This is a genomic window from Microseira sp. BLCC-F43 (genome assembly GCF_041929235.1).
Taxonomy (GTDB): Bacteria; Cyanobacteriota; Cyanobacteriia; order Cyanobacteriales; family Aerosakkonemataceae; genus Microseira.
The window spans coordinates 87,533-99,728 of record NZ_JBHFNP010000031.1 but is presented as its reverse complement, the minus strand read 5'-3'; the positions used below and the strand labels follow the sequence as shown (position 1 = coordinate 99,728).

General features: G+C 43.6%; 11 protein-coding genes. 3 read left to right on the top strand and 8 right to left on the bottom strand.

Annotated features, from left to right (window positions below):
- Positions 1 to 260: 260 nt before the first annotated feature.
- Positions 261 to 1,460 (bottom strand): sensor histidine kinase, encoded by a 1,200-nt coding sequence (locus ACE1CM_RS05340; protein WP_374876363.1) that lies wholly within the window; start codon positions 1,458 to 1,460, stop codon positions 261 to 263.
- A gap of 289 nt (positions 1,461 to 1,749) precedes the next feature.
- Here ACE1CM_RS05340 and ACE1CM_RS05335 point away from each other — a divergent pair, with 289 nt between their 5' ends.
- Complete coding sequence (locus tag ACE1CM_RS05335; RefSeq protein ID WP_374876362.1) at positions 1,750 to 2,619, top strand: calcium-binding protein; 870 nt, start codon at positions 1,750 to 1,752, stop codon at positions 2,617 to 2,619.
- 616 nt (positions 2,620 to 3,235) lie between these two features.
- Entirely contained in the window at positions 3,236 to 4,714 is a 1,479-nt protein-coding gene (locus tag ACE1CM_RS05330) for an alpha-amylase (RefSeq protein WP_374876361.1), read from the top strand.
- 872 nt (positions 4,715 to 5,586) lie between these two features.
- Here ACE1CM_RS05330 and ACE1CM_RS05325 read toward each other — a convergent pair.
- Positions 5,587 to 5,811, bottom strand: a complete 225-nt coding sequence (locus ACE1CM_RS05325) for a hypothetical protein (RefSeq protein ID WP_374876359.1) — start codon at positions 5,809 to 5,811, stop codon at positions 5,587 to 5,589.
- Positions 5,812 to 6,040: 229 nt separating this feature from the next.
- On the opposite strand from ACE1CM_RS05325, the gene ACE1CM_RS05320 reads away from it, so the two are divergent.
- Complete coding sequence (locus tag ACE1CM_RS05320) at positions 6,041 to 7,246, top strand: glycosyltransferase family 4 protein (protein WP_374876358.1); 1,206 nt, start codon at positions 6,041 to 6,043, stop codon at positions 7,244 to 7,246.
- A 307-nt stretch (positions 7,247 to 7,553) separates the two neighbouring features.
- On the opposite strand, the gene ACE1CM_RS05315 is transcribed toward ACE1CM_RS05320, so the two are convergent.
- The 6 genes from ACE1CM_RS05315 to ACE1CM_RS05290 form a co-directional block, all read right to left on the bottom strand.
- A complete protein-coding gene (locus ACE1CM_RS05315) occupies positions 7,554 to 8,354 on the bottom strand; it encodes a hypothetical protein (RefSeq protein ID WP_374876357.1) in 801 nt (266 codons plus the stop codon).
- 71 nt (positions 8,355 to 8,425) lie between these two features.
- Positions 8,426 to 8,872, bottom strand: coding sequence for an acyltransferase family protein (locus ACE1CM_RS05310; protein ID WP_374876356.1), 447 nt, complete (start codon positions 8,870 to 8,872; stop codon positions 8,426 to 8,428).
- A gap of 280 nt (positions 8,873 to 9,152) precedes the next feature.
- A complete protein-coding gene (locus ACE1CM_RS05305; protein ID WP_374876355.1) occupies positions 9,153 to 9,836 on the bottom strand; it encodes a TylF/MycF/NovP-related O-methyltransferase in 684 nt (227 codons plus the stop codon).
- A 131-nt stretch (positions 9,837 to 9,967) separates the two neighbouring features.
- Positions 9,968 to 10,273 (bottom strand): DUF3459 domain-containing protein, encoded by a 306-nt coding sequence (locus tag ACE1CM_RS05300; RefSeq protein ID WP_374876354.1) that lies wholly within the window; start codon positions 10,271 to 10,273, stop codon positions 9,968 to 9,970.
- A 99-nt stretch (positions 10,274 to 10,372) separates the two neighbouring features.
- Entirely contained in the window at positions 10,373 to 10,894 is a 522-nt protein-coding gene (locus tag ACE1CM_RS05295; protein ID WP_374876370.1) for an alpha-amylase family glycosyl hydrolase, read from the bottom strand.
- An 18-nt stretch (positions 10,895 to 10,912) separates the two neighbouring features.
- Positions 10,913 to 12,139, bottom strand: coding sequence for an RNA-guided endonuclease InsQ/TnpB family protein (locus tag ACE1CM_RS05290; RefSeq protein WP_374876353.1), 1,227 nt, complete (start codon positions 12,137 to 12,139; stop codon positions 10,913 to 10,915).
- Positions 12,140 to 12,196: the final 57 nt, after the last annotated feature.

Below are 12,196 nucleotides of genomic sequence, written 5' to 3'. Positions count from 1 at the left end.
TTCCCAAGACCCATACTTTTTCTTGACAACTGTACCTTTTAACTTGGTTTTTGCTTATGGCAGGGAGTGTCAAGATGATTGAATGATACCACAAGCGATTTGCTCGTTTCGTCGTTGCAGATTTCCCTTGCCTGATTCGATACGGCATCGGTACTCCTGCACTCCAGAGGAACGCTCGCATTCATCTCAACACGCTCCGCTGCACGTACAGTGTGAGGCTACGGCACGTTTGAGCTAAACTGAGATGCTCCTATTGGCCATCATTTTGCAACCTGTATTAAAGGCAGCTCAACAGTAATCCGACAGCCAGCGCCCGGTTCAGTTTTCAGCTCGAAGTTGCCTTGCAAGGCTGCTACCCGTTCTCGCATTCCTTGGAGTCCAAACCCCGTGGTTTTTGAGTCACAATTGAATCCCCTACCATTATCCTCAACGGTGAGGGACACCTGTTCTGGGGTAGCATCTAGCTGAATCTGTACTTCTGTGGCTTGTGCGTGTTTGCAGATGTTGGTTAAGGCTTCTTGTACGAGTCGATAGAGGGTTTTGACGACTGGTGGTGGTAGAGTAGCACCCAGGTTAATACGGGTAGAAATAGATATGCCAGTGGCTTGACGACAATCTTCTACCAAAGATGCGATCTCTGCTGCCAAAGGCTTTTCTTCCGGCGCATCCACCCGCAAAGCGCTGACAGATTGACGTACCTCCTTGATTGCCGTTTCTCCCAGTCGTTGAGCCTGTTTTAGAAATGATTTGGCTTGCTCTGGGTTAACTTGCCAAAGTTTGGCAGCTGTTTGCAGTTGAATGTTTAGTGCCGTCAGCGCCTGTCCCAAGGAATCATGAATATCGCGGGCGATGCGGTTGCGCTCTTGCACCGCTGCGTAGTCTTCAATTTGCAAGGCATACTCTCGCAGTTGCTCGTGAGCTAGGGCAAGTTGTTGCTGCATTCGGCGCTCAGCTATCAATGTATTGACAAACTGCATCACAAATAACAATCCCAAAGCAAACATTAGAAGTTCGGATAATTGATGCATCCAGAACCGATGCAGTCCCTCGGGCATTACAAGTGGGGTAATGCTTTTGACGTACTGTACCTGATGCAAGGTAAACAAGATAAAAGACAAACTCGCAACTATCCAACGACCCGGCAATTCAAAGATAAAGCAACTGCGGATAACTACAATTAGGTACAGTGTTGGCAAGATGTGGAGATAGCCTAAGACTGTGCCGTAAAAAACCAAGCCCACTTCGATGGTGGTATATAACACTTTGACTGAAGTTGAACCGCTCGGCAACCTCAAACCCATCAGACCGAGCAGGGCAAGGATGAGAATGTGTTGAACGGGTAAATACCCTAGATCTAGGAGTTCCATCACAGCGAGTGAAGCGCAACTGGCGAGCATCACCCATTCTGTATAGAGCAATAAACGAATGGGATTGGGTTGGAATTTCAGGATGGAAATCATAGCAATAGCTGAGTCCAGACGTTTTATTTATTAATATCTCTAATTCCCTGCCTAGAGGGACACAGGGCGTGAGTTTACAACTTTCGTTGACCCAGGGGCTAAAGCCTCTGACGAAAGTCATAGAGAAATATACCTAGTTTGGCTACGAAAGTCAGAGGGAATTTATCTATTTAGTTGCAGGGGGATTCAAGACTTTTTTCAGATGTTTATGCCGGTTTTGAACTTGTACGATTCAAGGTATCTACTTGCAGAACCAGTCGGGTTGTGAATTCATATTCAGGAGCTAACCATGACAAGTTCAACACAAATCATTCAAAGCCATATTAACAACCAACCTGCTTCAGGAGAAGACTTCAGCGGTTCTCGAAAGGACGATATTTTTTTGGGTAATGACCAGAATAATGTGGCAGATGGTAAGGAAGGGGATGACATTCTCTTTGGCAAGGGAGGGGATGACCTGCTCAATGGCGGCATTGGGGATGACCTGATTGTGGGCGGTGGGGGCAATGATTCCCTCAAGGGCGATCGCGGTCGGGATTTGATTTTCGGTGACGCAGGGGATGACCAAATTGATGGCGGCAGCGGCAGCGATTTCCTGGATGGGGGAGTTGGTAAGGACAAGATCCTGGGTGACATAGGGGATGACATTATCTTTGGTGGAGACGGGGTTGATACCCTCACCGGCGGCAGGGGCGACGATCGCTTTGTCTATTCTGGTAACCCCTTCGCTAACGGTACACCAGCACCCGCTGGCAACACCGGAATCAACGTCTTGAATCAGCCAGATATCATTACCGATTACGAAATCCGGAAAGATCAGTTCGTCCTCGATTCCAGCGACCTTGGCATTGACAATATCATCTTCTTGAAGGGGAACTCCTCCCAGATCTCTGGCAATAGCAACGTCATCGTGCTGCTTAACCCATTCCCAGCCGCCGGTGCCGCCGCGAAAGCTATTGCAGACAACAACCAGATTACCTCAGATGAAGGCGTGTTTGTCTATTTCAACACCACCCTTGGTATCAGCCGCTTAGTGTACTCCAAAGACCTTGGTGATGGTGGTGACATCAGTGTTCTGGCGAATCTGAACAATCAGGCTGGAAATGCTGGCTTGGCGAACCTGGCAAACTTCTCTGCCAATGACTTCAGTCTCGCCTGATACTCTGTAGTGCCTGATTAACTCAAGTTGCTAGTTATCTCTCTTGCAGCGGCTAATGGCTAATGGCTAATGGCGAGATTGGTAAAAATCCTATATTAACAATTAGCAAGCTTGCAATTAGCAACGCCCTTGTTTATCACTAGCAACTTGCGTTATTACTCACTTTCCGCATCCTCAAGTGTCACACTAAAAATTTTTAGGGAACAGGGAACAGGAAGACTGATTTGCGGACAAAAAAGTCTAAAAACTCAGATCTTGCACCAAGGGAGATAGAACCTCCCGGATCTCGTTCCCAGGTTGAACCTGGGAACGAGAAACGAGATGTGAGAAAAGTTACTTTCGACAACTCCTGGGATTCGTTTCAATGCCACTGGAATCAGACAGATCGATCGCTGCCTCGATATCCGCGTCCCCATCATCTCCGGTCGGGTCGCCGCCGCCTTAGCAGAAGAAATGAAGAGATTAGATCGTGTCCACTTGCACAACCGATGCCTAAGGACATGATATTACCTGCTCACCTACACTCTGAGTCAGGGTCTTACTAATCTTTTCATTTAGCCCGCCGTAAGGCCATGATGGAGCAATCAATCCCGAAGTGCGATCGCAGGAGAACGGCATGGCAGACCTTAACGGCACGATGATGCAGTACTTCCACTGGTACATTCCTGATAATGGAACGCTTTGGGATAAGGTTAAACATAACGCCCAGGAACTAGCAGATGCAGGTTTCACCGCGATCTGGCTGCCACCTGCTTATAAAGGAATCGCGGGAAAAAGCGATGTTGGATATGGCGTCTATGACTTGTTCGATTTAGGGGAATTTAACCAGAAAGGTACTATCCGCACCAAGTATGGCACTCGTCAGCAGTATACCGATGCGATTAAAGCACTGCAAGCGCAAGGCATTCAAGTCTATGGGGATGCAGTGCTGAACCACAAAATGGGTGCCGATGCGACGGAGACACCGTTAGCAACACCTTACTCGCAAGACGATCGCATCAACCCCAAAGGCGGACTGCAAAAAATCAAATGTCACACCCATTTTACTTTCCCCGGACGTGGGCAGAAGTACTCGAATTTTGAGTGGCATTGGTGGCATTTTGATGGGGTGGATTATAACGAATATAATCCGAGCGATCGCGGTACCGTATATTTGCTAGAAGGGAAACGGTTCGACGACTACGTCTCCTTGGAAAAAGGTAATTTTGCTTATTTAATGGGGTGCGATTTAGATTACCAAAATCAATGGGTACGCGGTGAAATCACCCATTGGGGCAAGTGGTATCTCGACACCACAAATGTAGATGGCTTCCGTCTTGATGCCATCAAACATATTTCAGCCTGGTTCTTTCCCATCTGGTTGGATGAACTGGAAAAACACGTTAAGAAAGATCTGTTTGCAGTAGGCGAGTATTGGTTTAACAATGTCAATACTCTGCATTGGTACGTCAATACAGTTGGCGGCAGGATCTCAGTGTTTGACGTGCCGCTGCACTATAACTTCCATTACGCCAGTAAATCGGGTGGCAACTACGATATGCGGCGCATTTTAGATGGAACGATGATGCAACAGCGTCCCACTCATGCGGTTACGTTTGTAGAAAATCACGATTCCCAGCCATTACAAGCTTTAGAATCCGTTGTTGAACCTTGGTTTAAACCTTTAGCTTACGCCCTGATTCTGTTGCGACGAGAAGGCTATCCTTGTGTATTTTACGCTGATTATTACGGCGCGGAATACGAAGATTGGGGACGGGATGGAAATCGTTACAAGATTTTTATGCCCGATCACCGTTGGCTAATTGATAAGTTTCTTTATGCGCGTCAGCACTACGCTTATGGACCTCAATACGACTATTTCGATCATTGGAATACCATCGGTTGGACGCGCTTAGGCGATGAAAATCATCCTAAAGCAATGGCAGTGATTATGAGCGATGGTCAGGCAGGTTTCAAGTGGATGGAAGTCGGTAAACCTAATGCGACTTTTATTGACTTGACGGAACACATTAAAGAACCCGTATACACCAACGAATGGGGCTGGGGTGAATTCCGCTGTCTGGGCGGTTCCGTATCAGTTTGGGTTCAGGTTTAGACAACATCGATCCCCAGGCGATCGCTACCCAATAAACGTGGCGATCGCCTGCATTGACTGTCTTACGATCTCCGTTTGATTACCTAAAGAAAATCGGTCCCATTTCATTCACCGGATAAATCACGGTGGATGAAATGGGACGCGGTGAATTTATTCGCCGTCAGGCTTCACGAACAGATAAGCTACGCTAGAATGATAGCGTAAGGATGGTTAACTCAATCCTAGTGTAGGAATTTAAACTCAAAGGCAAAGTAGAGCAATATGGCCTGATTAATCAGGCGATTAGAACTGCTTTGTTTATGAGAAACAAGTGCATTAGACCTCGACAATAACTGCCAAAGTCTCTCCCCAGTTGGTTTTGCACTGCCTGCCTCTCAAAGGGGAGGCAGTCCAAAACAAATATCAGCTCAGGGTTTGAGGATTTTTCCCGAAAAACTGACCAAATTTTATTGACTGTCTGCCACTCTTTCAATCTGGTTTGACATGCTTTTAGCTACAACAGGACTTACGCAAAGAAACTAAGGGCGATCCGAAAAATCTTTGGTTTGGTTGCGAGAGATATGCCTACCTTCCGCGGCGCGAACGACGGTCGAAACCGGGTTTCTGCCAACGATCTTGCGTAAGTCCTGTACAAATAACTATCGCGGCTATCCGCCATCTTCTTAATCCACATACCATCTGAATTACTGCTTCATAATTGTCCGATATTAACCGAAATATTTCTGCTGATATTCTAAAAATTTTCCCGCCTCAGTCTAATTAAATGTTCGACAAAATCCTTTTTTTTTCTTTCGCTTGATTTTCCTGATTTTGAGCTGGAGTAATATCTTGAATTCTAGTTGTTTTATGAGGATAATCAATTCTGGGTTCTCCTACATAAGCTTTATCTCCTGGAAATCTAATGTAGGGAGATGATGCAAGTATACTAAAGTAAAAAGAATTTGAGCCGCAATCCCTAGTTTGGGTGGCCTACTACCTCCGGCTTCGATCGCAGATTCTGCATGAGTAATTAGTCCCATTAATTGGTCATAGTCAATCCCCAATAGTCTCTTGGTTTGTGAGGGATGTTTTTCTATATATTCCCGTAGTAGGCTCATTTTATTCAGCGGAAAATTCGATTATAATATGGGATCGATCGCGGGAGAGTTTGTTTGTTGCAAAATTCGATTATAATATGGGATCGATCGCGGGAGAGTTTGTTTGTTGGAGAAGCCTAATGGAACTCGACAAAAAACAACCTCAAAGACAGGCGAGACGCCTATCCCACAAGAATTATTGGAGAAGTCTAATGGACATCCCCAATCACCTATACAAAGACTACCAGTTATGACCAGAGCAGAGCAAAGAATTAAAATTACCTATATCTTCACGCACCATATTCGTTGGGTTCCCTTTGAATTGGTTGCCAAATATATCGATAAGAATAAGTTCGCAATTGACTATGTCATTCTCAATGAAGGCGATCCGATAATCTCCTTTTTAAACCAGATGGATATTCCTTGTACTGTTACTTCCTTTCAGGACTATAGCAATACCCCAGAAATAGTCAAATTTCTTTATGAACACTTGATAAAAAATCAGACTGATATTGTTCAGACTCATTGGTTTGCGGGAAGCTTGGCTGGGATGCAAGCAGCTTATTACGCCCATGTTCCAGTAAGAATCTTCACCAGAGAACATCCTTCGATTAAATACTATTCGCGTCATGCTCCCAGCAAGCATCGCTTGATATGGGAATGTGCCACCAATGTGATTGCTGTTACCAATAAAAGCAAGCAAGGCATGATAGAAGACGGCATACCTGATGATAAAATCACACTTATACCGACGGGATTTGATGTCAGTGAATTTGAGAATGTAGAGACTTCGCGCATTGATAAATTGCGAACTAAATATCTAGCCAATCATCACGGTCCTGTTATCGGTGTGGCGGCGCGGTATGTCAGATGGAAAGGACTTGAATACGTCATTGAAGCACACAAGCAGGTTCTCGAAGCTTATCCCAATGCAATGTTAGTTCTTTCCGGTACACATGTAAATCGTGCCAGATTCGAGGAGCAAAAGCGTAATGCGCGCAAAGAAGACATTGTTGCACCTCAATACGAGGACATTATCAGCATCACAGACAAGTTGGCGCAATTACCCGATCATAGCTATATTGAAATCCCATTTGAAGAAGACCTTTTCGCTTTGTTCAAATTATTTGATGTTTTTGTCCATGCCCCTACCGATTCTATTCAAGAGACGTTTGGGCAGGTGTATGTAGATGCCATGCTTTCCAGAGTTCCATCGGTTATTACCCTTGCCGGTAGTGCTTTGGATCATGCTGTACACAAAGAGAATGCCTGGGTTGTTGATTACAAGAACAGCGATCAAATTGCCGAAGGGATATTAGCACTCTTAAGCGATTCGCACCTGAGAGAAAAGATCGCTAACAACGCTTTTCTCTGTGCCCAACAATACGACATCAAGAATCACATGCAACGACTTGAGGAATTTTATATCTGTGAGTTGCAAAAGAGAAGAAAGTAGGGTTACGAATAGCACCGGGCGCTGTATTTACAAAATTGGGCAACATATCTCCCTCTATCTGTTAGGACTAGAGCAAAGCATGAGTTAGACTGGAAAACCTGTCAGCGATCGCAAACCTCGCCGTCGCAGGTAGTCCAGTTGGAGCGAGCTTATGCTGTGCTGGAAGCGCAACTTAGGGAACGCGATCGCTGTGAACAAGTGTTGCACAAGCAAGAAGCCGAGTGATGACTCTGTACGTTCTAGATACTGACCATCTCAGTTTCTATGGATGCAATCATCCGCAAGTTGTCGATAACACTGCCTTTGCCTAATTAGATTTTACCTCTTTTTTAAGTTCGATAGATACAGTATCAACAGCCATTGTTCTCCGAGCAATTATTTCTAATAACAAGGATGTGCTTAGATAGTATTTAATCTTAGGTTGTACAACAAGCTCTAGAAAACTTGATAATGTTATTGTTATAACAAGCCAAATTAATACACCTAGTAAAAAACTCAAAACTGTTCCCTGCCAAGGAAAGTATTTATGCATTAGTATCGCAATCGGCATATGTAATAGATAGAATGCATAAGAAATACGACCCATAAAAGTCATTTTTTTTAAGTCGTTAGCAGATGTCTCACATTTAAGCAATAAAATTGCAAGTATAGTGAAAAAAGATGCTGCTACCAACTGAGGGTCTTGAAAAACCTGTCCATTCAAAACTATCCAAACTAGGTGAAAGATAGGTAGCAAGAAACAGAGTAAATACAAATAAATAAAACCAGAAAAATAGCGACCTGTAATTTCACAGATTATTAATATACAGATTGGCAAAATTGTTAGGTCAACCAAACTTACCATACCGGGAAAAACTGGATCGTTTGAAATCAATTTACATGTGAAAAAATGATTTGTAGCATTAAATAATAAAAGATAACTAATAAAAGAAAACCCTGATTTTTTTTGACTAGATGGTGGTACTTTCCATGATAATAATAGTCCACTCAACCAAAAAATCCATCCGGATGCATAACCGGAAATAAACTGTGGAAATAACGGAACAAACCAGCCAAGAACACTGATTAGAAGATCACCTAAAAATAAATCTAAGATTTTAGGTCGCAACCACCAGACTAAAATAAAAACTAAATAATATAGAATTTCGTAATTTAAACTCCATACAGCTCCATCACCTGCTAAAGGAGGTAGGGAAAAAGAAAAGTATTTATCAAAATTTTGTAAAAAAAATAATTTCCTAAAACTATACTTAATTTTTCATTCGGTTCAGCCAATAATGCCAAACAAATAGCAATGACATAAATTGGTAAAATTCTAATAGATCTGCGTGATATATAGTTACGAAGCTGCTGAATTGAGAACTCTTTTGTGGTTGTTAAGCCAATGACGTAGCCTGAGAGAACAAAAAATAATAAAACAGCACTTCTTCCCGCTTGTAAATAACCAAAATAAATATTGGGATGGTAGGTAGGGTCTAAAAAGTTTTTGAGAAACAAAACATGAAATGATGCGACTGAAAGTGCAGCAAGTCCTCTAATCCCCTCTAAATTATAGTCATAGCTGGAATTCTTTTCTAAAGAGCGATCGCTTCTGTTATCAGGCTCCATTTTTGCATTAATTTTCATCAGATTTCACTACCCCCCACATAGCAACTCCTCAACTTGTAAGGTACACCATATGCCATCAAGCAAAGGGCTTAAGCCCCTTGTTTGTAATATCATGTCCGTTAAATTGCCCATAAAAAAAACCTTACCCCGTTGTTGCGTAGGGACACGGCATCATAGATATCTCGGACAAACAAATAACGTTAATAATGCCGTGTCCCGGCTGCTAATTATGGGTAATCGACCGGACATGATATAACTCATTGGTTTAAGAGCTATAGTTTACTAAGAAATCATCGGTCTAGATCTTGATTCCAAGCCGCACTTCCTTATCAATGCGTGTCAGCATTGGTCTTGGCACCTCACGGAAGTAGTCATCAGTAGCTTTGCGCGATCCTGCCCAACAGCCATAGTCATCAACGATTAGAACGCCTCCGGTCGAGAGGCGAGGGTAGAGAAGCTGAAACTCAACAGCAGTGGATTCATACCAATCGGTATCTAGACGCAGCACAGAGATGGTTTCTGGCTTAATCTTTTCCAATGTCTCAAGGACATCGCCTTGAATAAACTGAATCTCAAACTCAAAATTATGGACGGAGAAAGCGGCTTGAACTTCTTCCAATAAAGCGTAACACCAACCAATATCGTCCCCATATTGCTCCATCATTTCAAAGCCGGTACGTCCATATTTGTCCACGTCAAATTCGGTGGGGGTTGGCATACCCTGAAACGTGTCATACAGGTATAGCTTGCGATCGCTAACATTTCGCGCTTTCAAAATCAAGGCTGCCAGTAACGCGCTTCCTCCTCTCCAAACTCCGCACTCTACAATGTCACCGGGTATCTCGCGATCGAGTACATAATTCACCGCTGTATAAAGCGCAAAGAGTGCCTCTACGCTGGTCATTGTATAGGGACTTACCTGCTGAAATAAATCCATGAAAACCGAATCTTTGCCAATATCTGGCGTAATCTGATCTTTCATGGTCACTTGATGCTTTGTGGAGAAAACGATTGTGCGCTCAGTACTCATAATAATAATGACTCGTGGGAATAGTTTGACAGGATGGAGGTTGCAAAAATCTAGCGATCGTACAGTTTCAACAGATTAATAGCTCATCTTTTCTCCTTCGTATGAGGTGATTGTGATTGATAGCTACGCTCGAGGATCAGACCTTCATTTCCTCGTAGCTCAAGGGTATCTCCCACGCATCCACCCTGGCGATCCATAAATGTGGAGAGGAGAACTTTTGACTGGTTACGAAACTCAATCGGTAATACCCATTTCTGGTATTGTGAACTGAAGTTCAATGCCACAACCAGATCCGATGTCTCGTCAAAGCGTCGATAGCAGAACAGCTGTGATGGTGAGTATAAAGAAACGTAGTCACCAAGCTGTAGTGCTGGTTGTCGCCGACGCAAGTGCAACAGCGCGCGGGTTAGTGAGAGGAATGACCGGGAGTCTTGCTTTTGTGCCTCAACGTTGATATTGCTGTAGTCATGAGTGATGGGTAACCAGGGCTATACTGAGGGCGGACAGAAACCTGCATTAGCAGAACTATCCCAGAGCATCGGTGTGCGCTCGCAATCCCGCCCAACCCCAATACCGGGAGCTTTTTTTTCCCAAGGATCTTGGATGTGTTCGGAGGGAATCCAGGCGTCCTCCATTCCCAGTTCCTCTCCGTAGTAGATTGTTGGTGTCCCACGCAGGGTGAGCAATAGCATCATGCCAATTTTGGCTTGAGGAATCCCAATTCTGCTGGCGACGCGATGCTTGTCATGATTCCCCAATGTCCAATTAGGCCATGCACCTTCAGGCAACAGTCTCTCATAACGATCGACAATTTCTCGGACGCACTCTGCACTCCACTGACATCGGACTGACATCAATTCCGAATTGAGTGGTAAATGAATTTCATCATTTGAGCCATAGTGCTTGATAATTTCCTCGAGGGACTTATACAGTTCACCAATCAAAAGGCGATCGCCATACTCCTCGACAAGCGTCCGCAGCATCCGATTGAAATCGTGAATTTCCGGTATATTCTTAGTGACATACTCCTACACTTCTGCTTCGCAGTAAGTGTAGGCTTCCAAGACAATCCGGCTATTGCTTAGGAGACTCTTGGCTTTAAGAACGGGATGCCCCACCGCTCTATTCTTTATATTTATGGCTGCATTATGGTCACGGTCAAGACTGCACCCACAATCAGGACAATCGTGCCAGCGTTGATGCAACTTTTTAGGAACTTTAACGCCACAATTAGAACAATTTTGACTTGTGCCGGACGCTTTAACCGGGATAACCAACAAACCAGCATTTTCAGCTTTGTTTGTCAGTATCGACAGAAAGTTTGACCATCCAGCATCAAGTACAGACTTTGCTAATCGGGTAAGTACCAGTCCCTTAACATTCAAATCTTCAACAGCAACAACATCATATTTTTTCAATAAGTTGTTAGCATTTTTGAAATGAAAATATTTGCGTTTATCAGCAACTTTTTTGTGCTGCCTACTCAACTGTTTTACCGCTTTTAATTTTCGTTTGCTCCCCTTTTTACGACGAAAAACACGTTTTTGGATAACCCGTAAACGTTTTTGGGATTTGCGGTATTGTTGAGGAATAGCAACAGTTTCGCCCTCGGAAGTTGTCAGAAACTCTTTTAAACCAACATCGATTCCAGTGATGGAATCGGGATTAAAGTCAGGCTTAATTGTTGGGACTGTTTCATCTTCCAAGCTAAGGGTTACATAATAACCATCAGTTTTTTTGGTGATAGATGCGGTTTTGATTTTGAAACCATCCGGCAAAGAACGATGCAAAATAACTTTAATATTTCCTAGTTTAGGCAACAATATTTTGCCGTTGCTTATGCAGTCATATTTAATCCTTGGATACAAGAAAGTTCTGTATCGACTACGAGACTTAAACCTTGGTTTGCCACTACGTTTCCCATTGCTATCGCCCTTTAAGAATCGGTCAAAGGTTGTTTTCACTCGTTTGACTACATCTTGCAAAACGTCGGAATAAACATCTTTGTAATGAGGGTGAGTCTGTTTTAACTTAGGGAGTGTTCTTTTTTGTCCAAAATATTCAGGGTTGTCTCGTAGTTCTGGGAGATGACAAACAAGTGGACAGGCATTGATTGGACAACGATTTTGCTCGTACCAATTAAATCTATCTGCCAGCAAATAGTTATATTGAGCGCAACACATAGACAGCCATCGGTCTATTTCTTGCGCTTGTTGCTTTGTTGGACGTAGTTTGTATTGGTATGCCGTTTTCACTTGCTTCTCACCTCCTGTTAAAGATATGATAGCATAGATGTGACAACGATGGGTAAA